A 24232-nucleotide genomic window follows, 5' to 3' on the forward strand; every position below is an offset into this window, starting at 1 on the left:
ATTTCCGCGCAACGGCGAAGACTGTTGCCGACTTAAAACAGATCGATCCCGGCCAGGGGGTCGTCGTCGTTGTCCTGGACCGGCGCCGCCGTTCCGAGCAGGCGCCGGGACATCCGCTCCCGGACCTCCCCGAGGGTGCAGCCGGCGATGGTGGCGGCGATCCAGTCCAGCTCCGCCCCGGCGGCGTCGGCGGGGCGCTCCGGGGCGGCCCGGAGGGCGCGCAGGATCGCCTGCAGGTTCTGCATCCGCTGCTTGGCGAGATCCTGGAACTGCATGGCCACGATCGCGCCCGAGACGTCCTGGGTGATCGCCTCGGTAGTCTGCACGGTCTGGGTCAGCACGCCCGCGAAGCGCGAACTCTGCTCGACCAGGGCTTGCATCACCAGGCGCACCCGGGCGTCGGCGCTGCGGCTCTCCTCCGACATGTCGATGGTGGCGATGTCGTGCAGGAGCGCGTGGCTGCTGCGCAGGCCGGTGGCGATCGAGCCGATCTGCTGCTTGATCACCCCGGACAGGGCGTTGATCGTGCCGGCCAGGCTGCGCACCTCGTCGGCCACCACCGCGAAGGCCTTTCCGGCCTCCCCGGCGCGCGCCGCCTCGATCTTGGCGTTGAGCGCCAGCAGGTTGGTCTGCCGGTTGATCTTCTCGATCTCGGCGACGCTGCCATCCACCGACGACAACTCGCCCAGAACGCCGTTCAGCGCGTCCTCCATGGTGCCGCCGCGGGACGACATGAAGCCGATCTTGTCGTTGAGCATCGCCAGGATCTCGCCGAGGGCCGCCGCGACCTCGGCCAGCGGCCGCTCGGCGCCGTCGATCCGCACCGACTGGATCGCCGTCACCAGCCCCTGCACGATCTCGGACTGGCCCCGGGTGGTCGCGGCGATGCGCTGGAACCGCTCCGACAGGCCGTGCACGTCCGTCTCGACATCCGCCGAGATGATCCCGAGCTCGTCGATCAGCGCGTCGAGGGTCTTGCGCTGGACTTCAGACAGGCCGAGCCGCGCCTGGAGCAGGTCGGCGGCTCCGAGCAGCGGGCGCGCCGCCGCCCCGGCCGGTTCGGCGCCATCCGCGTCCCCGGCGGCGGCGAGCACGGCGCGCGAATCCGAGACCGCCTCGTGATCCGACTTGAGATTCCCGCGCGCCCAGAAGGCCATCAATCTGTATTCCTCGGACTCGGCCAGCTCTCGCCGGGGACAGGCTCGAATTGACGGCCGTGAGCCGCCGGTTTCTAAGCCGGGCATCTGAATGAACAGTTATGCCGTGCCCTCTATGTGGATCGCATGACGCAATTCATGCGATCCAGACCGCCCAATGATTGTCTCTGATCTTTGATTTACGAATATCAATACATGTCGCACATCAGCTCGGATTATCGTTCGAATATCAGTCGAAACAGATCCACAGCCGGAAATGATCTCCGCAAAATGCCCCCAATACAAAATCGCCTTCCGGCGCCAGATGAGCAGTTTTCAACAGGAATTGCGGGATGAATCCTCGGTCCTGTTGGGCCATTATGATCAGCTCAAGGGAAACTTAACGGCCCCGATTCTTAAAGCGGTCGACTGCAGCCAGTCTGGCCGCGCACCAGCAGCGGATTCCTCATGGCCGAACCTGTCACCCTCACGATGCCGCCGGACTGCACGCTCCGGACGGCCCAGGCGCTCCAGGCCGATCTGCTGGCGGCGCTCGACGGCGCGTCCGGCCTGGCGCTGGATTGCGCGGCGATCGAGACGGTGGACGTCACCTTCGTCCAGCTGGTCGTCACCGCCGCCCGGTCGGCCGCGCCGCGCGGCGTCACCCTCGACCTGACCAACCTGCCCGACGCGGTCGCGGCGGCCTTCCGGCGCGCCGGCTTCGTGCCGCACGCGCCGTACGCGACTGCCACCGCCCCCTGATTCCAGAACCGGATTTTTGACATGGCCACCGTTCTCGCCGTCGACGACTCGCCCAGCATCCGGCAGATGATCAAGATCGTGCTGGGCCCCGCCGGCCACACGGTGATCGAGGCCGAGGACGGCGCCCAGGGCCTGGCCAAGGCCAAGGCCGAGGCGATCAACCTGGTGATCACCGATCTCAACATGCCGGTGATGAACGGCATCGAGATGATCAAGCAGCTGCGCACGGTGCCGTCCTGCGCGGGCGTGCCGATCCTGTTCCTAAGCACGGAATCGGACGAGACCATCAAGCAGCAGGCGAAATCCGCCGGCGCCACCGGCTGGATCACCAAGCCGTTCAAGCCGGAGCAGCTGCTGGCGGTGGTGGCGAAGCTGATCCGGGCCTGAGCGGGCGGCGCCCAGGAGGCTGCGCGCCCTCCCTCCCCCCTCTGCGGGTGGGCTACGACGTTCATACATCGTGTCTTGTAGGAGGGAACGCGCGCTCCTCACCCTTCAGGGGAGGGGAAATGCGTGGCGTCTTCAGCGCTTGCGGGCGGGCGAAAGCGCGCCCGCAACGCCAAAACCAAAAATCCGCTCCCACCACGGATGATCTGTAACACGTGGTGCAACCCGCGCTAAAGCCCGCAAAAACCCCTCTCGAAATCCGGTCTCGTCCCTAAAATCAGATCCGCGTGTGGATGAGCACCGCAGCGGCAACGTGGGACCGGAACGGGACCCCCACCGGCACGTTGACCGGCGCCATCACGATGCAATCACGGCGTCTCACACAGTTCGGTACAGCGGGTCGGGTACAGAATGGGCGGTCAGCCACCAGGGTCCGGAACGGCTGCGCCGCAGGCAACGGTCCCCGCTGGGGATGCGGGCCAGGGGCCGGGGGCGGCCGGCACCATCGCGCTGAGCGACAGCTTCCGGCGCTTCGCCGACGTGGTGCCGCTGATGCTGTGGCGCTCGGACGAGCAAGGCCACGCCGTCCACCACAACGAATGCTGGCTCGACTTCACCGGGCGTCCCCTGGAGGAGGAGCTGCGCGTCGGCTGGCGCAGCGGCCTGCATCCCGAGGATTTCGAGCGCCACGCCCGGATCGTCGCCGAGGCCTTCGCGGCCCGGGCGCCGTTCACCGTGGAATTCCGCCTGAAGCGGCATGACGGCGTCTACCGCTGGCTGCTCGACACCGCCCGCCCGCTGATCGAGGACGGCCGCTTCCAGGGCTATCTCGGCTCCTGCTTCGACATCACCGACCGCAAGCATGCCGAGGAGCATATCGAGCAGGCGCTCGCCGAGAAGGAGGCGCTGCTCGCCGAGGTCTACCACCGGGTGCGCAACAACCTCCAGGTGATGGTCAGCCTGATCGGCCTCTACGGCCGGGCCGCCCCGGACCCGTGCCGCGGCAGCTTCGAGGCGCTCGGGCAGCGGGTGCGGGCGATCGCGCTGGTGCAGCAGCACCTGCACGAGGCGCCGCACATCGCCTCGATCGACCTGCACGATTACCTCCACCGCCTGGCCTCGGGCCTCGGGCAGCTCCGGCGCGCCGGGCGGATCAGCGTTCAGGTCGGCGGCTCCGGCACCGGGCTGGTCGAGCCGCGCACCGCCAACGCGCTCGGCATGATCGTCGCCGAGATCGTGGCGGAATGCCTCGACGCCACCGCCGAGCACGTCGCCTGCTCCATCGTGATCGAGATCGAATCAGAGCAGGGTCATCCGTTGCGCGTCTCGATCGTCTCCGGGGTGAGCGAGATGGCCGCCACCGGCCGGTCCAACATCCCGAAGCTCGGGCCGCGCCTGATCGCCGCCTACGCGGCTCAGGCCGAGATTCGGGTGACCGGCGATGCCAGCACCACCGAGCCGCTGGTCCTGACCCTGCCGCCGACGCAGCCGCCGGAGGCGTGATCTTCGGAGGCGTGATCTTCGGCGCCGCGCCCCCTGGTGCTCCGTATCCGAGTCGCCAGATGTTCCCCAGGGCCTTATATCGGCCCCGACCAACCCCAGATCCGGTCCACCATGGTTCCCCCGATCGACACCATCGTCGAGAATTTCGCGTTCATCGACGATTGGGAAGAGCGTTACCGCTACCTCATCGAGCTCGGGCGCGCCCTGCCGCCCGCCGACCCGGCGCTGCATGCCGAGACCAACAAGGTCCAGGGCTGCGCCAGCCAGGTCTGGATCGATCTCGACGTCGACCGCTCGGACAGCGAGCCCCGCCTGCGCATGCGCGGCGACAGCGACGCCCATATCGTGCGCGGCCTCGTGGCGCTGATGATCGCCCTGTTCGACGGCAAGCCGCTCCGCGAGGCCGCCGAGACCGACGCCTTCGCGCTCTACACCAAGCTGGGTCTCGGCGAGCACCTGACCCCGCAACGCTCCAACGGCGTCCGCGCCATGGCCGACCGGGTGCACCGGGACGCGGTGCGGTTTTTGGGGGCGGAGCGGTAGGAGGCGGGGCCGGCCCCGCCTCTGCTCGAAGACGTCTTCCCACCCATCCCCTCATCCTGAGGTGTGAGCGAAGCGAGCCTCGAAGGAGCCCTCCAGCCAGCCGCGCGATCCCTGGAGCCCTCCTTCGAGGCCTCCGCTTCGCTGCGGCACCTCAGGATGAGGGGGATTGAGTTGGTGTTGTTGGCCTCGGACCCCTCCCCTCACGCCCGCCACAGGCGCAACCGCCCGTGATCCGGCCCGGTCGCCTCGCGCGCCAGGCCGTAATGCTCGGCCAGACGCCCCAGGGCGATGCGGGCCACGACCTTGGCCGAGCGGGCCGGCCAGCGGCGCTCGGCCTCGATCCGCTCCAGGCCCTTGAGGAAGCCACAGAGGTCGATCAGCAGCCCTGAGAGATCACTGCCCACCGCGTCGAGGGCGCCGCGCACCCGCTGACGGGCCGCGATCACCTGGTCGGAGGCGGCGGCCGGGTCGCGGGCGCCGCCGCCATCGACCCGGGGGGCGCCGAGTTCCGCCCCCATCCGGGGCAGCATCGCCGCCGTGGTGATGTCCCGGCGCAGTCGCTCGCCGGCCTCGAAGGCGGCCGGGTCGATCAGCGGCGCGCCGTCGCCGCCCCGGCGCCGGACCATCCAGGCCAGGGGATTTTCCGAGGCGTTGCGCAGGGTCGGCTCCGAGCCGCCCCCCTCGATCACGGTCAGGTCGTGGTGCTGGGCGCGATAGGCCATCCCGTCCGGGGCCTGCGCGCGCCGCAGACGCGCCTGCCCGGCCGGGCTGATCGTCAGCTTCGCGCCCGCCGGGTCCCAGGCGGCGAGGTCGGCATCGACCAGCGCCCGGCCGGCCGTCTCCGAAAACCGCCCGCTGCCCACCGAGACCCCGTCTCCGCCCCGCCGGACCAGCAGGCCGTCCTCGCTCAGGGGATCGCGCCGGGCATAGGCCCCCGCCTCGCCGAGCCGCGCCAGAAGCCGTGCCGCCTCTGCCGTCAAGGCGGCGCCTCCGGTGGACTCGCGGGACGCCGAAGCCTTGGCCCGGCCGGATCTCGATTTTTTGTTCATGATTTGTTCTAACCCCGGCACGCAGCTTCGACCGCCGCGGCCATCGCAGAATCGCTTCATCAAGTCAAAGATTTTTTACCTATCGCAAGATTCAGGTCCGGCGCGGTCCGGTCGGCGGCTGGCGCAGGATCTCGGCGATCTCGTCCTCCGACTTGCCGCGGACCGCGTAGCCCAAGTCTTCGAAGCGATCGATCAGCGTGGCGCTGTCGGCGGCGGATCGTGCGGCCCATTCGGCGAGAACGGCATTCATCCGCTCGAGATCCTCCGCGGGATCATCGTTCTGGGAGTCGGGAAACGCGGTCATGCAGCACCTCGGCGCCGGACGGGCGGTTTCGATCGCATCGCACATAACGAGCCATCGCAACCCAACGCCCGATATCGCCCCGGTATCCCTCCCTTGCCGCGCGGGTCCGACGCTGTCAGGCGGCGTCCCGGAGCGTGTCCGGCCGGCCGAGCCCGATCGCCTTGGCGAGGTCCGAGCGGGTCTTGGCGTAGTTCGGCGCCACCATTGGGTAATCGGCGGGCAGGTTCCACTTCGCGCGGTACTGCTCAGGGCTCATATTGTATTTCGACCGAAGATGCCGCTTGAGCGACTTGAACTTCCGGCCATCCTCCAGGCAGACGATGTAATCCGCCGTCACCGAGCCCTCCACCGGCACAGCCGGGTCCGACGGCGCAACGGGATGGCTCTCCGTGACCCGTTTCAGGGCCGCGTAGACGGCGTGGACCAACGGCCGGAGCTCGCTCACCGGAATGGAATTCTTGCTGACATAGGCAGCCACGACATCGGTCGTCGCACCCACGAGATCGATCGCGTTTTCGTTCTCTCTCACCACGTGACCCCCGACTTCAGAGTGAAGCGTACGTCTCGCTCCTGCCCGCGTCGTCCCAAGCATCGTCCGACACAGACATCGGGACAGAGTGGTACCCGGCGCAAACCTGCGGCCCCAAGCCATGCGTGCACCAATCGATCCCTTGCACCAAGATACAACAGGAGGTTTTGTATTACAAGTTGGAAGGACGTTACCGGAACCCGCGGTTCGATCGTCTCCGGGATACTTCAAGCTCAGGTCGCCCATCCAGAAGTAGACGGAACTCTGCTTGTATCTAACTTAAAGTTATCACCACGCCGATGCACCGGCCGGCCCCGGGGTCGCGGCGGCTTGCGTCGCGGGCTCCGGCGGGACACATCCCCAGACCGGGCGCACGAGACCCGGCGGGAGATACGATGACGGAGATCGGGCGCGGCTTTCATGCTCACCGGACTGAAGCGCCGGTGGCCGAGATCCGGCCGCGGCGCTTCAGCGTCCACGGCCGGGAAATCGTCGACGACTACGCGTGGTTGAAGGCGGAGAACTGGCAGGCGGTCCTCAAGGACCCCGCCGCCCTGCCCGAGGACATCGCCGCCTACCTCAAGGCCGAGAATGCCTACGCGGAAGCCGCCCTCGACGGCGCCGCCGACCTGCGCAAGACCTTGGTCTCCGAGATGCGCGGCCGCATCCAGGAGGACGAGAGCGGCGTGCCCGATCCGGACGGGCCCTACGCCTATTACACCCGCCACCGCGAGGGCGGGCAGCATCCGCTGGTCTGCCGGCGCCCGGCCTCCTCGCCCAACGTGCCGGAATCGGGCCCCGACCCGGACGAGACGATCTTGATCGACGGCGACCGCGAGGGCGAGGGCCTGCCGTTCTTCGAGATCGCCGCCGCGGTCCATTCCGACGACCACGGGCTGCTGGCCTGGAGCGCCGACACCAAGGGCTCGGAACTCTACACGATCAAGGTGCGCGACCTCGCCACCGGCCTCGACCGCGACGACCGGGTCGAGGCGACCTCCGGCGAGGCGGTCTGGGCCGCGGACGGTCACAGCTTCTGGTACGTGGCCCTCGACGCCAATCACCGGCCCGCCAAGGTCATGCGCCACCGCCTCGGCACCGCCCAATCCTCGGACGAGACCGTCTACACCGAGCCGGATGCCGGCTACTTCGTCCATATCGGCCGCACCCAGTCCGGCGCCTTCCTGGACGTGACCGCCAGCGACCACGAGACCTCCGAAGTCCGGCTCCTCGACCGGCACGCGCCCTCCGGCTCCTTACGGCTGGTGCAGCCCCGCGAGCCGCTGCTGATCTACGACGTCGAGCATCGCGGCGACCGGCTCTACATCCGCACCAACGCGGACGGCGCCGAGGACTTCAAGATCGTCACCGCCCCCCTGGACGATCCGGGCCGGGCCAACTGGACCGACCTCGTGCCCCACCGGCCGGGGGTGATGATCCGCCACCTGCACCTGCTGGCCGGCCACCTGATCCGCCTCGAGGTCGAGAACGCCCGGCCGCGGATCATCGTGCGCGACTTGGCCGACGAGTCCGAGCACACGGTCGCCTTCGCCGAGGAGGCCTACGCGCTGGGCCTGCGCGGCGGGCATGAGTTCGACACGGCGACGATCCGGTTCGTCTACTCGTCCATGACGACGCCGTCCGAGACCTGGGACTATGCCTGCGACAGCCGCGACCGGACCTTGCGCAAGCGCCAGACCATCCCGAGCGGGCACGATCCGGCCGCCTACGTCACCCGCCGGCTGTTCGCCACCGCCCCGGACGGCGCGCAGGTGCCGATCTCGCTCCTGCACCGCCGGGACCTGGCGCTCGACGGCTCCGCGCCGCTGCTCCTCTACGGCTACGGCTCCTACGGGACGCTGATGCCGGCCGGTTTCCGCACCAACCTGCTGAGCTTGGTCGATCGCGGCTTCGTCTACGCCATCGCGCATGTCCGCGGCGGCACCGAGAAGGGCTGGCGCTGGTATCTCGACGGCAAGCGCGAGAAGAAGCCCAACACCTTCACGGATTTCATCGCCTGCGGGCGGGCGCTGATCGCGGCCGGCTACACGGCGGAAAAGCGCATCGTTGCCCATGGCGGGTCGGCCGGCGGCATGCTGATGGGCGCGGTCGCCAACCTCGCCCCCGAATTGTTCGCCGGAATCGTCGCCGACGTGCCGTTCGTCGACGTGCTCAACACCATGCTGGACGCGGAATTGCCGCTCACACCGCCGGAATGGCCCGAATGGGGCAACCCGGCCGAGAGCGTCGCGGCCTTCGAGACGATCCTGTCGTACTCGCCCTACGACAACGTCGCCGCGAAGGCCTACCCGGCGATCCTGGCGCTCGGCGGCCTCACCGACCCGCGGGTGACCTACTGGGAGCCGGCGAAATGGGTCGCCCGCCTGCGCGCCACCATGACCGGCGGCGGCCCGATCCTGCTGCGCATCAACATGGAAGCCGGCCACGGCGGCGCCGCCGGCCGCTTCGACCGGCTGGAGGAGGTGGCGCTGATCTACGCCTTCGCGCTGATGGTGGTGGAGCGGGCGTAGGGGATCATCCGGAGGCGGATAAACGGTCGGTCATCGGCGCCCTTGAGGCCCGTCTGACCGACCCTTCCCACCCACGCCCTCATCCTGAGGCGTGAGCGCAGCGAGCCTCGAAGGAGCCCCCCAGCCAGCCGCGCGATCCCTGGAGGGCTCCTTCGAGGCCCAGCGATCTTCGATCGCTGGGCACCTCAGGATGAGGGGAAAGTTGGGATACCCATCGTCAGAGCCGTCATGCCTCGGGGTCGCGCGGACAAATCGGCACTCCGAGCATGACATCCGACGCTCGACACCATCCGTGGAGGGTAGTTTGCTGGCGGCCCGCCAAGTCGAGCGAAGCGTCACGGCTGTAGATCAAGAATGATCGCGTTTCCCGTCATCGCCGACAAGCAAGCTTTCACAAGCTGGCGTTCGGCGCCCAACAACTGGCACGCCCTCGTCAACGCCATTGCGCGGGCGTCGAACGTTGTTTCGGACGAGATCACACCTTTCCAGACCGGAACAAATCTCGTCGTTGGCCTGAACGACAGCGTAATTCTGAAACTCTTTCCGCCGATCTACCGCAGTCAGTTCATCTCCGAGCGCGCGACGCTCCGTCTCTTGGGCGAAAAACTCTCCGTGCCCATTCCTCAGCTCGTCGCCGAGGGCGAACAGAGCGGCTGGTCCTACCTCATCATGACCCGTCTGCACGGGATTCTCGGGTCGGAGGCTTGGCCGACCCTGTCCGAGTCCGAGAAGGGGCGCGTCCTCGCCGAGATCGGCCGCACGATCGCGGAGGTGCAGGCGGTCCCGCCGGGTGACCTCGCAGCCATCGAACCGACCTGGCCGGACTTCATCGCGCGGCAGGTGGAGGGTTGTATCGAGCGGCATCGTCGGCAGGGCCTCGCACCGAACCTTCTGGCCGATCTCGACGAACTCCTCCAGCAAGTCCCCTCTGTCGTCCCGCTCGATGCGCCGCCGGTGATCCTTACGGGGGAGTGGATACCCGAGAACTTCCTGCTCGCGGAAACCGACGGTCGATGGCATCTCGCGGCGCTGATCGACTTTGGCGACGTGATGACGGGCTGGCGCGAGTATGATCTCCTCGGCCCAAGTGCCTTCATGTGCGCGGGCCTGCCCGGTCGTGTGGCGAGCCTGATGCGCGGGTATGGCCTCGGACCGAATGCCCTGGATGCCGCCATGCGGCGGCGCCTGCTGACCCTGATGCTGCTGCATCGCGCGAGCGATGTGCGGCACATCGATATCGACGGGTGGGAAGCCAGGGTCGGCCGGTTGGTCGATCTCGAAAACGTCGTGTGGCCCGCGGACGGTGGACGTTAGAAGATCTGTTCTTGGGGGAGAGATGACTCACGCAAGAATCGCGGCGGGTCGCAGGCGGAGGCAGCCCACGGTAGACAACGATGCTTACGCTCGATCATCTCACCGTCATCGCTCCAACCTTGTCGGAGGGCGTCGAGCATGTTCGTGCCTGCCTCGACCTCGACGTGCCATTCGGGCAGCGGCACGCTTACATGGGCACCTACAACCATCTGCTACAGCTCGGTGACCAGATCTATCTGGAGATCGTTACGGTCGATCCCGATGCCGAGCGCCCCGACCGCACCCGCTGGTTCGGCCTCGATGATCGCCTGCGGGTCAAACGGGATTGGGATGCTGGCCGCCGCCTCCGTGGCTGGGTCGCGAGAACCGATGACATCGACCGCGTGCTCGAAGGTCGCGAGGCCATCTTCGGCCGAAAGGTCGGGCTGCCGATCGAAGCCCCCGCATTCCACTTCACGATCCCAGACGATGGCTCCCTCCCCATGGATGGCGGCGTTCCCTCCATCATCGACCGGCGGGGCAAGCCGCGCGCGATGGATGCCATCGCCGATCGTGACGCGCGTCTAAAGGGGTTTACGCTCGAACACCCTGAGGCCGCTCTCATTGCAGCCTTGTTGCAGGACTTGGCCATAGATCGGGCGCCGGTCGTCACCCAGGGGGCTGGGCTTCGGTATCGTGCGCAGATCGAGACGCCGGGCGGTCTCAAGGAGCTGGCTTGAACCGTCCACCCTCGCGATCCCTGGAGGGCTCTTTCGAGGCCGCTGCGCGGCACCTCAGGATGAGGGAGAGGGTGGGACCGGGATTCAGGCCAAAACGTCCGATGCCGCGATCAGGGTCTGCCTGAAGGCGGCGCGCCCTCAGCGCCGCTGGGCTGCCCCTCGCCTGTCCCCTCGCTCCGCGCCCGGGCCTGCCGGGCGGCTTCGTCCGCCGCGGCCTTGTCGGCGGCGGCTTTGAGGGCGGCGGCGCGAGCGCGGTCCATCTCGATCCGGGCGCGGCGGCGCTGGCGCTCGATCTGGTCGACCTCGGTCAGCTCGATGGTCTCCAGCTCGCGCTGGAGCACGAAGGCGGCAAGCCCGTTCGACAGGGCGCCGACATCGAGCACCCGCTCGGGTGCCCCGAGCGAGCCGGTGAAGCCGAACTGGACGGAGGGCGAGCCGGCGCTCCAGCCCCGGGGTACCGGGCCGCCAGAGAGAATCCCCCGGGCGTCGAGGCGCTGGTTGCGCAGGTCGTAGCCGAGGGTGCCGGACCAGCGGACGGTCCCGAAATCCAGGTCGAGGGGTCCGGCCCGCATCTGGCCGCCGACGATCGTGGCCGGGCTGCTCGCCGGGGCCTTCGCCTGCGCGCCGCCCTTGGCGAGTTCCTCGGCGACCAAGGCCTGGAGCCGGCCCTCCCGCAGGGGATCGTCGATCTCCACCGCTCGGGCGAGCGCACGGCCGAGGGCCGATGGGTCGGCCTCCGGGACGCTCAGATCCTTGAGGGTGAGGTTGCCGCTGCCGGAGAGATTCTCGGCGAGGCCCGGAAGGGTCTCGGCATTGGTGGTGAAGCGCAGGGACGCGGTCAGGCGCCCGCCGATCGGGCCGGACCCGGCCAGGGCCGCGAGCGCGACATCGTCGAGACCGCCCTCCCCCGCAATCGTGGCTTCGGGCCCGCGGCGGGTGAGCGTCGCCGAGCCGGCGATCCGGCCGCCTGCGAAGTTCGCTGTAAGGTTGCGCAGGGTCAGGGCGCCGTCGGCGAGTCCCAGGGCGACGCTGGCCTCCGTGGCGGTGAGACCGCGGCCGAGGTCGAGACTCGCGACCCGGGCATCGAGGGCGAGGGGCGCGATGGGCTGCGGCGCGGCTCCGAAGCGGTCGGCTTTGGCCGGGTCCGGCGGAAGCAGCAGGGCGGTGGCCAGCTGCAGCACTGACAGGCGGTCGAGGCTGAGACGGCCGCGCAGCGCCCCGCCCGGCGCCCGCAGAAGCCTGCCGCTCAAGCTCGCGCCGGCGATCTTGCCCGTGGTGTCGGCGGCGATGTCGCCGCCGTCCTTGGCGAGGACGAAGGTGAGGTCGGCCGGCCAGGCGCCGGGGCTGAGCCGGGCGGCGCCGGCCAGGGTCAGGAATGGGCCGAGGTCGGCCGTGTCGGCCCGGATTGCGCCGGCATTCGGCAGGGCGTCGGGGCCGACCAGGATCGGCCGGGCGGTGGCGAGCTTCAGGCCGGCGAGGGTGCCGTTGACGGTCAGCGCGAGCGTGTCGGCGTCCGGCCGCTCGGCGCTCAGGTGGAGTTCTGCGGGCTGCTGCAGGCCGGCGATGTCGGTGCGTCCGAACCAGACGCCCGCCCGGGGCGCGGTGAGCGTCGCGCTCCCGCCCTCGATCCGCGTGCCGCGGCTCGCGAGCGTCAGGTCGAGGGTGCCGCCGCCGGCATTGCCCCGGGCCTGGCTGCGCAGGGCATCGGCCGCGCCGCCCTCCCGGTCCAGGGTGACGGCGAGGTCGAGGGGCGCCTCGCGCAGGAAGGCAGGCAGCAGGCGGATCTCGCCGACCCAGACCCGTTCGAGCAGGCCGAGCAGCGGCGCCGCCACCGGGGCCTTCAGCCGCCCGGAGACGCGGCCGGTCCCATCCGCACCGATCCGGCCGGACAGTTTCGCGCTCGCCCCCGCGAGATCGGTGACATCGAGGCTGTCGACCACGAGGCTCGACCCGTCCGACTGGATGCTCGCCGCGATCGTGCCGTTGCCGGAGCCCGCCGGCCCGTAGCGCACGTCCTTGGCCTCGAGGGTCAGGGCGAGGTCGTGGTCGCGCAGGCTGCCCAGCGTCGTCCCCACCGGCGGCAGGGCGGCGATGTCGATGCCGCTGGCGCGGATCTGGGCGTCGAAGCGTCCGCGCGCGCCCGCCTCCGCGGCGGTGTAGCGGGCATTGCCGGTGATGCGCGCCGGCCCCAGGCCGAGGCGCAGGTTGCGCAGGGACAGGCTGGAGGCGGCCGCGGACAGGTCGGCCGCCGCCTCGATCCGGCGCCCGTCGAGGAGCGCGGTCAGCGGCCCGTCCAGGCCGAGCCGGCGCAGGTAGCGTCCGAGCGGGTCCGAATCCGCGGCGGTCAGCGCCACCGGGCCGGTGAGGCGGAACGGCGCCGCCTCGATCTGCCCGCTCACCGTGAGGGTCGCGTCGCCGGGCCCGACCGCCGACAGGCGCCGCAGCAGCAGGCCGCCCGCGCGCTCCACGGTGCCGGCGAGCGCAAGGTTCGACCATTCCTCGCCGCCGAGCACCAGGGTGCCCACCGCGAGGTCGAGGTCGAGCATCGCCGGCAGGCCGCGCCCGAGATCCGGGACGCCGCGGGCGATCAGGGCCTGGCCCTCGGGCGAGGCCAGGAAGGCGTCGAGGTCGAGGCGGCGGCCGTCCAGGTTCAGGGCGGCGCGCCACTGGCGCAGGTCGAGCCGGCCGGTTCCCGCGAACCGCAGGGCGCGCCCGCCCGGGTCGATCGCGAGCTCGACGCCCTCGAACCGCACCTGCGTGCCGCGAGCCTTGAACGTCCCGCCGAGCGAGAACGGCAGATAGGGACCCGCCGCCTGGGTCGGCGGCCCGACCACGAGGCGGGCCGAGCCCTCGGATTCGATCAGCGCGCCCCCGTCGGCCTCGTTCGGCACCAGGCCGAGGCGGGCATCCGCCTCGAAGCGCGGATGCATGTCGCCGCCGCCCGCGATCTTCACGGCGAGCCGGCCATCCGCCCCCGGTGTGCCGCTCACCGCCCGGAACGGGACGCCGCCGGTCGTGCCCTCCACCCGCCAGGGCCCGACCAGGGCGGGGGCCTGGAGGCGCAGGTCCTGGACGTAGAGCTGGTCGGTCCGGCCCGTGGCCGGCACCTGCGTGGTCACGAGGAATTGTTGGACGTGCAGGTCCTCGATGGCGAGGTCGCGGGCGCGCAGGGCCTCGCCGAGCTCGGGCGGGATCCGCAGGGCGTCGCCGCCGGCCACCGGGAGCTTGATCTCGGCGCGGCCGATCCGCGTCTCGGTGAAGCGGAACTCGCCCTTCAGGAGCGGCGCCAGGGCGATCTCGGCCTTGACGAAGCGGGCGTCCAGGCTCGGCCGGTTCGGGTCGGTGCCCAGATGCAGCCGGTCGATCCGCAGCCGCGGCGAAGGCAGGAGCCGGACCTCGATCCGGCCGTCGGTCCGGGCCGGCACGCCCAGGGACCGGGCGAGCGCCCGCTCGACGAGGCCGCGCTGGGCCTGCCAATCGATGATGGGCGGGACGGCCAGAGCCGCGACGAGAACCAGGATGACGGCGCCCGCCAGCGCGGTCAGAAGATCACGCACGCTACCCGTTCCGCGAACCACCCCGCGCGGTCGCGGCACCGTGATGCCCCGCCGTCGCGTGCCCCCCTGGGCAAACTGAGATGGGCCATAGCACGATAAGTCCCGGACGGCGCCAGAGGCGGCCCCGGGATCGAATGGCCTCGACGCCGTTCGCGATTTGGTCCAGGGAAGCGGAATGCAGAATGGCCCGCACGCGCAGCCCGCCGGGGACGGCGCTCCGACCTCCATCGCCGCCCGCGCCATGGGCGCCCTCCGGCGGGACGCCGCCGCCTATCTCGAAGGGCTCAACCCCGAGCAGCGCCGCGCCGTCGAGGCGACGGAGGGCCCGGTGCTGGTCCTGGCCGGGGCCGGCACCGGCAAGACCCGGGTGCTGACCACCCGGATCGCCCACCTGATCGCCACCGGCCGCGCCCGCCCCTACGACATCCTGTCGGTGACCTTCACCAACAAGGCCGCCCGGGAGATGAAGCTCCGGATCGGCGCGCTGATCGGCCCGGCCGGCGAGGGCATGCCCTGGCTCGGCACCTTCCACGCCATCGGCACCAAGATCCTACGCCGCCATGCCGAGCTGGTCGGGCTGAAGTCGGACTTCACCATCCTCGGTACCGACGACCAACTGCGCCTGATGAAGCAGGTGATCGCCGACCAGAACATCGACGAGAAGCGCTGGCCGGCCCGGGCGCTGGCCCACACCATCGACGGCTGGAAGAACCGCGGCCTGAGCCCCGAGCAGGTGCCGCCGGGCGAGGCGACCTCCTTCGCGTTCGGCAAGGGCGGCGCGCTCTACACCGCCTATCAGGCCCGGCTCGCGACCCTGAACGCCGTCGATTTCGGCGATCTGCTGCTGCTCTGCCTCAAGCTCTGGCGCGAGAACCCAGACATCCTGGCCAATTACCAGGACCGCTTCCGCTACATCCTGGTGGACGAGTATCAAGATACGAACGTCGCCCAGTACCTGTGGCTGAGGCTGCTCGCGCAAAGTCGCAAAAATATCGCGTGCGTGGGCGACGACGACCAGTCGATCTACGGCTGGCGCGGCGCCGAGGTCGACAACATCCTGCGCTTTGAGCACGACTTCCCGGGCGCCGTGGTGGTGCGCCTGGAGCGCAACTATCGGTCCACCGGCCATATCCTGGCCGCCGCCTCCGGGCTGATCGCCAAGAACGAGAGCCGCCTGGGCAAGACCCTGCGCACCGAGGACGAGCCGGGCGAGCGCGTCACCGTCACCGGCGCCTGGGATTCCGAGGAGGAGGCCCGCCAGCTCGCCGAGTCGATCGAGTCGCTCCAGGCCAAGCAGCATCCCCTGTCGGAGATCGCCGTGCTGGTGCGGATCTCGGCGCAGATGCGCGAGATCGAGGATCGCTTCGTCCAGCTCGGCCTGCCCTACCGGGTGATCGGGGGCCCGCGCTTCTACGAGCGCGCGGAGATCCGCGACGCGCTGGCTTACTTGCGCGTCACCATGAATGTCAGCGACGACCTCGCCTTCGAGCGGATCGTGAACACGCCCAAGCGCGGCCTGGGCGACGCCACCCTGCAGCAGCTTCACACCTACGGCCGGGCCAACCGCCTGCCGCTGCTGATCGCCGCCCAGCGCCTGTGCGAGACCGACGAGCTGAAGCCCCGGGTCCGCGCCACCCTGCGGGCGCTCACCGAGAGCTTTTCGCGATGGGCCCGGCTCATCGAGACGCAGCCGCACAGCGAGGTCGCCCAGACCATCCTGGAGGAGTCCGGCTACACCGAGATGTGGCAGAAGGACCGCTCCGCCGACGCCGCTGGCCGCCTGGAGAACCTGAAGGAATTCGTCCGCTCGATGGAGGAGTTCCCCGACATGGCGGCCTTCCTGGAGCACGTCTCCCTGGTGATGGAGGCCTCCGAGGCCGAGGGCGCCGAGCGGGTCTCGCTGATGACGCTCCACGCCGCCAAGGGGCTGGAATTCGACACCGTGTTCCTGCCCGGCTGGGAGGACGGCCTGTTCCCCAATCAGCGGGCGCTGGACGAGAGCGGCCGGGCCGGATTGGAGGAGGAGCGCCGCCTCGCCCATGTCGGGCTCACCCGGGCGCGCAAGCGGGCCAAGCTGTCGTTTGCGGTCAACCGGCGGATCCACGGCCTGTGGTCCTCGACGATTCCCTCGCGCTTCATCGACGAATTGCCGGAATCGGCCGTCGACGTGGTCGAGGCGCCCGCGCATTTCTCGGCCGGCGCCTCCCGGTTCGACCGCAATCCGACGCCGTTCGGATCGAGCTACGGCACGCCCGGCTGGCAGCGCGCCCAGGCCAACACCGCCGCGGGGGCCGGCAACCGGTCCGGCTTCGGCAACGCGCCGGGCGGCCGGGCCGGCGGTCCGCGCCAGATCGAGGGCGAGCTGATCGCCAAATCGACCGGCGCGCCCTCCGCGTTCCAGGACGGCCAGCGGGTCTTCCACATGAAGTTCGGCCCTGGAACCGTAGCCGGCGTCGATGGCAACAAACTCACCGTTGACTTCGATAAAGCCGGCCGGAAGATGGTTCTCGACAGCTTCATCCAACCAGGATGACAGCTTTCCCGCCGATCAAGCCCGGACGTTTCAGGGCGGCAGGATCGGCCGGCTTCGCCCGTGCGGGCGGGGAGGATCGAGGTCGTGCAGGGTGCCGCGTCATCCCGTGTCCCCGGCCAGTTCTCCGGCCTTCGGCCTGATGCAGCCTTGCCAGCCTCCGGGCTTTTTCCGCACCGCAGAACCAACCGTCACCCCCTGGTCACACCCTCCGAGCAAACGTCAGTCGCGAATCACGTTGGTGCGACGCTTGCACTGCGTATTCGACCCCGGGCGAGGCGGCGTGACGCTCTCCACAGGCGAACAAGCACGGGGCGGAACCTTCGGCATGGCGCCGGAATTAGTTTCGCAATAGAATAAATCCGGGAGCACTTAGGTAAACGGTAGTTCATCGACAGATCCAGGTTGGCAAGTCCCGTTGGAGTGTTGATCCATGAAGAGACGCCGCACACGACTTGAACTGGTTGAAGACCGTACGCCCCGTATTCATCGCACCCGCTTCGACGAAGAGCGCAACCTCAGCCCCATACAACCGCTTACCGAACGCCAGGCCGAATATCTCGACGCCCTGGCCAGCTCCGCCCAGGTGATCGTCCTCGGGCCCGCCGGCACCGGCAAGACCTTCATCGCCGGGACCCGCGCCGCCGACCAGCTCCGCCAGCGCCGCATCTCCAAGGTCGTCATCACCCGTCCGAACGTGCCATCGGGCCGCTCGCTGGGCTTCTTCCCCGGCACCTTGGAAGAGAAGATCGCCCCCTGGGTCGCCCCGCTCACCGAGGCCATGAAGGAGCGGATGGGCCAGGCCGCCTTCGAGATCGCACTCAAGACCGGCGATATCGAGATCGTGCCGTTCGAGGTGATGCGCGGGCGCACCTTCAAGAACTGCCTGGTGATCCTTGACGAGGCGCAGAACACCACCACGGCCGAGATCAAGATGTTCCTGACCCGGATCGGCGACGATTGCCAGGTCATCATCAACGGCGACGTCTCCCAAACCGACCTGCGCGAGACCTCGGGCCTGCGCACGGTCATGCACCTGATCAAGAGCCGGATGATGCCGATCCCGGTGGTCGAGTTCACCCGCGACGACATCGTCCGCTCCGGCATCTGCGCCGAATGGGTGAAGGCGTTCGAGGAAACGAATCTCTAATCCAGAAGTTGTTGGCGGCGGACCCTCACGGGTCCGCCGTGCCCTCACCGGCACGAGACGACTCTCCGAACCTCCCGTTTGGGAGGATGAACCGGGCGCCACGCCCGGCTACCAGAGAATTGGAGTCTCCTCGTGAGGAAACTGACCTTCGCCTTTGCCGTGCTGGCCTCGATCGGCGGCGCCGCCCTCATCCAGCCGGCCAGCGCCGCCCCCGGCCTGCCCTCCGGGATCTCCGCACCCGATTCCGTCACGCAGGTTCGCATGCACCCGATGGAGCGTCGGATGATGCATCGGCGCATGCACCGCCGGATGATGCATCGGCGCATGCATCACCGCGGCATGCACCGCATGTGATTTTCAAGATGCGGGGCCTTCGGGCCCCGTTTCCCTGTGCAGATCGCTTTGGGCGTTGCTCCGCACCCCGCAGATTCCTATCTCGTCATCGTGAATCGCGCAGTCAGGCGGCCGAAGCGGCAGCCGGCCGATCCGGGAGACCACGATGCCCCCCTCGAACCGACTGTTCGACGATCTCGCCCGCCTGATGACCGATGCGGCCGGTGCCGCCCAGGGCGTGCGCCGCGAGGCGGAGACGGTGGTCAAGGCGCAGGTCGAGCGCCTCGTCCGCGACCTCGACATCGCCTCTCGCGAGGAGCTCGACGTGCTGCGCGACCTGGTGACCAATCTCCGGACCCAGAACGAGGCCCTGGCCGCCCGCGTCGCCGCCCTGGAGGCGAAATCCGGCACCGCCGGGGCCGGTGCGGCGGGGCTCAGCGAGGTGGTCTGAGTCCCCGCGGCAACGCTTCAGGCTTTTGCACAGGAAGCGCAGCCGATGATTTCGTTTCCTGTTCACCGAGCATGACCTGCACTTTGTGTCGCGAGTCACGGCCGGTCTATAGTCAGGCATAGGGTGATTCGGCGGCTGCGGGGCGATGTCCGCAGAGCTTCGACAGTCGATCGCGTCACCCCCGGCCTGTCTTCGCCGGTCGTATCAAGTTCTCGGAGTGTTCTCACACTCTTCTCGCGTCCCCGTCACGTCGGTCCGGGTCGATTCCGGGCCGTCCTTTTGGATCGTCATGCCGCTTCTCCACGTCGACTTCCACGACCCTGACCGGAACGAGCATCCGCTCGACGTCGTCGAGCGTCTGGCGTCCCTGCGCGACTGGATCTTCGACCGGGCCGAGACCGACGAGATGTCGATCACCAGCCCCGGCCGCTGGACCGACTACCATGTCGCCTTCACCTGGATCGAGGACGTGGAGGCCCTGCACGTGGCCTGCGCCTTCGACCTCAAGGTGCCGGAGCGGCAGCGGACCGAGGTGCTGCGGCTGATCGCGATGATCAACGAGCAGCTCTGGATCGGCCATTTCGACCTGTGGTCGAGTGACAGCGTGGTGATGTTCCGGCACGCGCTGCTGCTGGCCGGCGGCGCGGTGCCGACCCACCCGCAATGCGCCACCATGATGAAGACCGCGGTGGATGCCTGCGAGCGCTACTTCCAGGCGTTCCAGTTCGTGCTCTGGGCCGGCAAGAGCGCCCGGGAGGCGCTGGACGCCGTGCTGTTCGAGACCGAAGGCGAGGCGTGACGGCGGCCCCCGACGTGACGCGGATGCCCGCCTCCCTGGTCCTCGCCGGGGCCGGCAAGATGGGCGGCGCGATGCTGGCGGGTTGGCTCGATGCGGGCCTCGATCCCCATTCCACCACGATCATCGACCCGGTGCCGGCCCGCGCGATCGTCGATCTCTGCACGCAGTGCGGCATCCGGCTCAACCCGACGAATCCCGTGCCCGGGGCGGTGCTGGTCCTGGCGATCAAGCCGCAGGGCCTGGAAGCGGCCGCTCCCGGACTCGACCGGCTGGTCGGCCGCGACACGCTCCTCGTCTCGATCCTGGCGGGCAAGACCATCGCGGACCTGCGCACCCGGCTGCCCCGGGCGCGGGCCGTGGTCCGGGCCATGCCCAACCTGCCGGCCAGCATCGGCCGGGGCGCCACCGGCGCGTGTGCGAGCCCAGAGGTGACCCCGGCTCAGCGCGACGCGGCCGACGCCCTGTTCTCCGCCAACGGTACCGTGGCCTGGCTCGCCGACGAGGCGCAGATCGATGCCGTGACCGCCGTCTCGGGCTCCGGACCGGCCTATGTCTTCCTCCTGGTCGAGGCCCTGGCCGAGGCCGGGATCGCCGCCGGGCTCGATCCGGACGTGGCGCGCACGCTGGCGCGGGCCACAATCTCGGGCGCCGGCGCACTCCTCGAGGCGAGCCCCGAAGAAGCGGCCGATTTGCGCCGCAACGTCACCTCCCCGGGCGGCACCACCGCGGCGGCCCTCGACGTGCTGATGCGCCCGGACGGCTTGGCGCCGCTCCTGCGCGAGGCCGTGGCGGCGGCCAAAAGCCGGGCGGCCGAGCTCGCGGGCTGACATCCGTGCGGCATCGCCGCGCGACGGGTCTGCCCATCGCCGCCGCTATCCCTACATGAGGCGCGGACGACCGACAGGAGCGGGCGACAGACCCATGACCGAGAACAGAGCCCCGTCGAAGCGCACCCGCAAGGCCGCAGGTGCCGTGCCGGATGACGCGATCCAGGCCGGCACGGCGCAAGAAGGTCCGGCGCAAGAAGGCCCGGCACAGGCCGAGAGCCCGCCGAAGCTGCCGCCCCGCGAGGCCGCGGTCGAGGCGCTGATGCGGCTCGCCGCCGAGCAGCCCTGGAACGACATCGAGATCGGCGACATCGCCCGGGAGGCCGGGCTGACGCTGGCCGAGTTGCGCGACCTGTTCCCCTCCAAGGGCGCGGTGCTCGGCGGCCTCACCCGGATCATCGACCGCAAGGTGCTGGAGGGCGACAGCGCCGGCCTCGAAGAGGAGCCGACCCGCGAGCGCCTGTTCGACGTGCTGATGCGCCGGCTCGACGCGATGACCCCCTACAAGCCGGCCCTGCGCCGGATCGCCTACGCGTTGCGCGGCGACCCGCTGTCGATGCTGGCCTTGAACGGCGTGATGCTGAATTCCCACCGCTACATGCTGGCGGCGGCCGGGATCGACACCGAGGGGCCGCTAGGCCAGCTCAAGCTCCAGGGCGTGGTGATCGCCTTCACCCGCGTCACCCAGGTCTGGCTCGACGACGACGACCCGGCGCTTGCCCGGACCATGGCCAAACTCGACAAGGAGATCCGCAGCGGCGAGCGCCTCATGGAGCGCGCCGAGGACGCCCGGCGGCTCACCGCGCCGCTGCGCGCCCTCGGCCGCTCGCTCCTCGACCGCCGCCCACGCAGACGCAGCGCACCGGACGGCGACGAGACCGACCCCGCGGCGGCGATCTAATCGCTGTCAGGGCGTTGGGCCACGCTTCAGGCCGCCTGGATATCCCGCAGGAAGCCGTCGACCTCCTGCCGGACTTTCTGGGATTGCGTCGCCAGCTGGGAGGCCGCGTTCAGCACCTGCGTGGCGGCGCTGCCAGTCTCGCTGGACGAGGCGAGAACTTGGGCGACGTTGGCGGACACGTCCCGGGTGCCCCGGGCCGCCTCGCCGGCGTTGCGTGAGATCTCGCTGGTCGCCGCCGTCTGTTGCACCACCGTCGAGGCGATCGAGCCGCTGATCTCGTTCACCGCCGCGATCGTGCGGGCGATCTGCTCGATCGCCTCCGCGGCTTGGCCGGTGGCCGCCTGGATGGCTGCGATCTGGCCGCCGATCTCTTCCGTGGCCCGGGCCGTCTGACCGGCGAGCTCCTTCACCTCGGACGCCACCACCGCGAAGCCCTTTCCTGCTTCACCGGCGCGCGCGGCCTCGATGGTGGCGTTGAGCGCCAGCAGATTGGTCTGGCCGGCGATGCCTGAGATCGTCGTCACCGCCGCGCCGATCTGATCGGAGGCGAGCCGCAGGCTGGCCATGGCGGCGTTGGTCGCCTCGGCCTCGTGGCTGGCGTGTCCGACGACCTCGTTGGAGCGGATCACCTGCCGCTCAATCTCCTGCAGCGACGACACCATCTCCTCGGCCGCCGCCGCCACGGTCTGGACGTTGGTCGAGGCCTGCTCGGCTGCGGCGCTGGAGGCGACCGCCTGGTTATTGGTGTCGTCGGCGACCTGGGTCATCGAGCGCGCCGTCGCGTCGAGTTCGGTGGCGGCCCCGGTGACGACCTCAAGAGAGGCCGCGACGTTCTGCTGGAAGGTACGGACCAGCTGGTCGACGCGCTCGGCCCGGCTTCGGCGGGCGGCCTGCTCGGCGGCCTGGGCGGCCTCCAGCTCGGCCCGGGCGATGGCGTTCTGGCGAAAGACGTCCACCGCCTCGGCCATCTCGCGCATCTCGTCGCGCACCTCGGGTACCGGAACCGCGATCGTGGTGTCGCCCTCGGCCAGGCGCTTCATCGCGTTCGTCGTGCCGATGATGGGCCGGATGATGCTGCGGGCAATCAGGAAGGCCAGCAGACCGCCGAGGATGACGGCCAGGCCGATCATCGCGACCTGCACCCGCTCGACACGCGCCACCGTGGACGCCGTCGCGGCCGACATGTCGGCGACGATGGTCAGAACCTTCTCGCGCACCGTCGCGGTGGTACGCTCGATCGTGTCGGAGAGCGGCTTGATCCCCGCCTCCAGAACCGCCTTCGACGCGCCGAACGCTTTGTCATACGTTCCGATATCGTGGGCATAGGCGTCCAGCGCCTCGCCGACGACCTTGACCGGCTCTGCGAAGGTCGCACCGCCCTCGCCCTTCCGGAACGCGTCGAGGGCCGTGCGGGCCCGGTCGATGCTGGGCGGGAACGCCGCACGATCTTCTGCCCCCATCCGGATCGTCAGGCGTGCGGCGGCGAGCCGGGCATGCAGCATGGCGTTCTCGATGACCTGGGCGCGGAAGAGGAGTCCGTCGTCGGCGCGGGCCCGCACGCCAGCGATCAGGGCCTCCGTCGCGCGAGTCAGCCCGTCGCCGGCCTTGAACATGTCCGTCTTGGCTCGGCCCAGGTCGCCGGCCGCCGCCGTGAGACGCTCCAGCTCCGGCTTCAGAGCCCGGGCGTTGTCCCGCATGTCTTGGTAGAGCTTGCGCCGATCATCGCTCAGTGCGCGCGCGACATACGAGTCGCTCATCTCCTCGATCACGGCCCGCGTCTGCTCCATCTCGACGATCTGCTTGGGATCCGGATCGAGGCGGTAGTATTCGGCCGCCGCCGTCAGGCGAGCCGCCAGGTTGCTGATCGTGAGGATCGCCCGCGCGCTCGATTCGAAGCGGGAGCGCAGCGCGTATTGCTCGTTGAGAACGCTCTGCTGGTAGAGCGAGAACACGCCGATGCTGGCGGCAATCAGCACGAGCAGGGCGAAGCCGGCATAGAGCCGGTAGCGAATTCCCAGTTTCACGGACATCTGACTCGTACAAGGCCGTGCCGTCGACAGGCACATCGCCTTTAGAAATCCGCTGGATGACGCCGATATGTCAACACGCGATCAGTTTTGCGAAGTATGCTTTTCGAAAACAAGCTTTCGATCAAGATCTATAGCGACGATGATGCGACGATGAACTGGCTCGAGAGCGGCACATGAACACCCGCCCAGGCCAGAACACTTGATCGCGACGATGAGATCTCGATCCCCCGCCTGCGGCGCGGCGGCGTGGGTCCGGCGGCTTCGGTCGAGACGGCTGCGGCTCGACCGATGCCCCAGCCCTGCCCCTCGGCCTGAGCTGCTGCGCAGCGGCCACAGATGCGAGGATGGGAAAGACTCGTTCCACAGGCTCTCAAGCCGCCGCCTCTGGCCCGGCAGAAAAATCCTCAGGCCACGCGATTCGCCAGCGCTTCGCGCATCAGGGTCGCGACCATGCCGGTCTGGAACTGCTCGCGCTGGATGAACAGCGCGTCCGGGACCAGCACCGAGGCTTCCTGCTCCGGCGGGTCGAACGGATCGCTGGAGAGGACGATGCGCAGGCCCGGGCGCAGGGCTCGTGCCTCGACGGCGAGCTGCGCGCAGCACAGGCTGCCGCCTTGCAGCGCAGCATCCACCACCATCACGTCTACGGGCAGCCCAAGCGCCAGGACCGTCATGGCGTCGACGCCCCGGTCGCAGGCGGTCACCTGATAGCCCAGCATCCGGATCTCAGCAGAGAGATCGTCGCGCCAGCGCTTGTGGCGGCCGACGACCAGCACCTGGATCCGGTAGCAGACGCCCTGGGGCAATGTGCTGGAGGCCGTCTCGACGTCGGTTGTGGGCATGGTCCGCACTCGACTTCGCTCTGGCTTTGCGATGCAGC

21 protein-coding genes are annotated in these 24232 nt (G+C 69.4%); 14 read left to right on the forward strand and 7 right to left on the reverse strand.

The features are described 5' to 3' along the window. Nucleotides 1-32: 32 nt before the first annotated feature. Nucleotides 33-1157: a methyl-accepting chemotaxis protein gene (locus BM228_RS04460; RefSeq protein WP_092037581.1), complete on the reverse strand. Its 1125-nt coding sequence runs from the start codon at nt 1155-1157 to the stop codon at nt 33-35. Nucleotides 1158-1604: 447 nt separating this feature from the next. On the opposite strand from BM228_RS04460, the gene BM228_RS04465 reads away from it, so the two are divergent. From BM228_RS04465 to BM228_RS04480, 4 genes are all read left to right on the forward strand, one after another. After that, on the forward strand, nt 1605-1898 hold the full coding sequence (locus BM228_RS04465) for an STAS domain-containing protein (RefSeq protein WP_092037583.1): 294 nt from the start codon (nt 1605-1607) through the stop codon (nt 1896-1898). Between the two features lie 21 nt (nt 1899-1919). Further along, entirely contained in the window at nt 1920-2285 is a 366-nt protein-coding gene (locus tag BM228_RS04470) for a response regulator (protein ID WP_092037585.1), read from the forward strand. Between the two features lie 408 nt (nt 2286-2693). Next, nucleotides 2694-3785, forward strand: coding sequence for a sensor histidine kinase (locus BM228_RS04475; protein ID WP_208611978.1), 1092 nt, complete (start codon nt 2694-2696; stop codon nt 3783-3785). Nucleotides 3786-3896: 111 nt separating this feature from the next. Then, nucleotides 3897-4328: a SufE family protein gene (locus tag BM228_RS04480; protein WP_092037587.1), complete on the forward strand. Its 432-nt coding sequence runs from the start codon at nt 3897-3899 to the stop codon at nt 4326-4328. Between the two features lie 200 nt (nt 4329-4528). Here BM228_RS04480 and BM228_RS04485 read toward each other — a convergent pair whose 3' ends face one another. From BM228_RS04485 to BM228_RS04495, 3 genes are all read right to left on the reverse strand, one after another. Further along, on the reverse strand, nt 4529-5377 hold the full coding sequence (locus BM228_RS04485) for a DUF6456 domain-containing protein (RefSeq protein ID WP_092037589.1): 849 nt from the start codon (nt 5375-5377) through the stop codon (nt 4529-4531). 91 nt (nt 5378-5468) lie between these two features. Then, complete coding sequence (locus BM228_RS04490) at nt 5469-5681, reverse strand: hypothetical protein (protein ID WP_092037591.1); 213 nt, start codon at nt 5679-5681, stop codon at nt 5469-5471. A 115-nt stretch (nt 5682-5796) separates the two neighbouring features. Continuing rightward, nucleotides 5797-6210 carry a Ros/MucR family transcriptional regulator gene (locus BM228_RS04495; RefSeq protein WP_244537016.1) on the reverse strand — a complete coding sequence of 138 codons (414 nt, stop codon included), beginning with the start codon at nt 6208-6210 and terminating at the stop codon, nt 5797-5799. Between the two features lie 395 nt (nt 6211-6605). Between BM228_RS04495 and BM228_RS04500 the strand changes: the two genes are divergently transcribed. The 3 genes from BM228_RS04500 to BM228_RS04510 all read left to right on the forward strand — a co-directional run bounded on the left by BM228_RS04500 (nt 6606) and on the right by BM228_RS04510 (nt 10774). Continuing rightward, nucleotides 6606-8741 (forward strand): S9 family peptidase, encoded by a 2136-nt coding sequence (locus tag BM228_RS04500; protein ID WP_092037594.1) that lies wholly within the window; start codon nt 6606-6608, stop codon nt 8739-8741. Nucleotides 8742-9095: 354 nt separating this feature from the next. After that, nucleotides 9096-10055 carry an aminoglycoside phosphotransferase family protein gene (locus BM228_RS04505; protein WP_092037596.1) on the forward strand — a complete coding sequence of 320 codons (960 nt, stop codon included), beginning with the start codon at nt 9096-9098 and terminating at the stop codon, nt 10053-10055. Nucleotides 10056-10135: 80 nt separating this feature from the next. Further along, entirely contained in the window at nt 10136-10774 is a 639-nt protein-coding gene (locus BM228_RS04510; protein WP_092037598.1) for a VOC family protein, read from the forward strand. A 110-nt stretch (nt 10775-10884) separates the two neighbouring features. Here BM228_RS04510 and BM228_RS04515 read toward each other — a convergent pair whose 3' ends face one another. Beyond that, complete coding sequence (locus BM228_RS04515; RefSeq protein WP_092037600.1) at nt 10885-14331, reverse strand: AsmA family protein; 3447 nt, start codon at nt 14329-14331, stop codon at nt 10885-10887. Nucleotides 14332-14506: 175 nt separating this feature from the next. On the opposite strand from BM228_RS04515, the gene BM228_RS04520 reads away from it, so the two are divergent. The 7 genes from BM228_RS04520 to BM228_RS04550 all read left to right on the forward strand — a co-directional run bounded on the left by BM228_RS04520 (nt 14507) and on the right by BM228_RS04550 (nt 21322). Continuing rightward, nucleotides 14507-16864 carry an ATP-dependent helicase gene (locus tag BM228_RS04520; RefSeq protein WP_092037602.1) on the forward strand — a complete coding sequence of 786 codons (2358 nt, stop codon included), beginning with the start codon at nt 14507-14509 and terminating at the stop codon, nt 16862-16864. A gap of 430 nt (nt 16865-17294) precedes the next feature. Next, nucleotides 17295-18011, forward strand: a complete 717-nt coding sequence (locus BM228_RS04525; RefSeq protein WP_092037604.1) for a PhoH family protein — start codon at nt 17295-17297, stop codon at nt 18009-18011. A gap of 132 nt (nt 18012-18143) precedes the next feature. Next, entirely contained in the window at nt 18144-18365 is a 222-nt protein-coding gene (locus BM228_RS04530; protein ID WP_092037606.1) for a hypothetical protein, read from the forward strand. Nucleotides 18366-18510: 145 nt separating this feature from the next. After that, nucleotides 18511-18795: an accessory factor UbiK family protein gene (locus tag BM228_RS04535; protein WP_092037608.1), complete on the forward strand. Its 285-nt coding sequence runs from the start codon at nt 18511-18513 to the stop codon at nt 18793-18795. Between the two features lie 289 nt (nt 18796-19084). Further along, the gene (locus tag BM228_RS04540; RefSeq protein ID WP_007569163.1) at nt 19085-19594 is read left to right on the forward strand and encodes a type III secretion system chaperone family protein; all 510 of its coding nucleotides are present in this window, start codon (nt 19085-19087) and stop codon (nt 19592-19594) included. Continuing rightward, nucleotides 19591-20421 (forward strand): pyrroline-5-carboxylate reductase, encoded by an 831-nt coding sequence (gene proC, locus BM228_RS04545; RefSeq protein WP_092037610.1) that lies wholly within the window; start codon nt 19591-19593, stop codon nt 20419-20421. Before BM228_RS04540 ends, proC begins: the two co-directional genes overlap by 4 nt. 94 nt (nt 20422-20515) lie before the next feature. Beyond that, complete coding sequence (locus tag BM228_RS04550; RefSeq protein WP_092037612.1) at nt 20516-21322, forward strand: TetR family transcriptional regulator; 807 nt, start codon at nt 20516-20518, stop codon at nt 21320-21322. Between the two features lie 26 nt (nt 21323-21348). On the opposite strand, the gene BM228_RS04555 is transcribed toward BM228_RS04550, so the two are convergent. Together BM228_RS04555 and BM228_RS04560 are read right to left on the reverse strand one after the other, a co-directional pair. Next, entirely contained in the window at nt 21349-23352 is a 2004-nt protein-coding gene (locus BM228_RS04555) for a HAMP domain-containing methyl-accepting chemotaxis protein (RefSeq protein WP_092037614.1), read from the reverse strand. 404 nt (nt 23353-23756) lie between these two features. Then, nucleotides 23757-24194 carry a response regulator gene (locus BM228_RS04560; protein ID WP_092037616.1) on the reverse strand — a complete coding sequence of 146 codons (438 nt, stop codon included), beginning with the start codon at nt 24192-24194 and terminating at the stop codon, nt 23757-23759. Between the last annotated feature and the right edge of the window lie 38 nt (nt 24195-24232).

The organism is Methylobacterium pseudosasicola (assembly GCF_900114535.1).
GTDB classification, from domain to species: Bacteria; Pseudomonadota; Alphaproteobacteria; order Rhizobiales; family Beijerinckiaceae; genus Methylobacterium; species Methylobacterium pseudosasicola.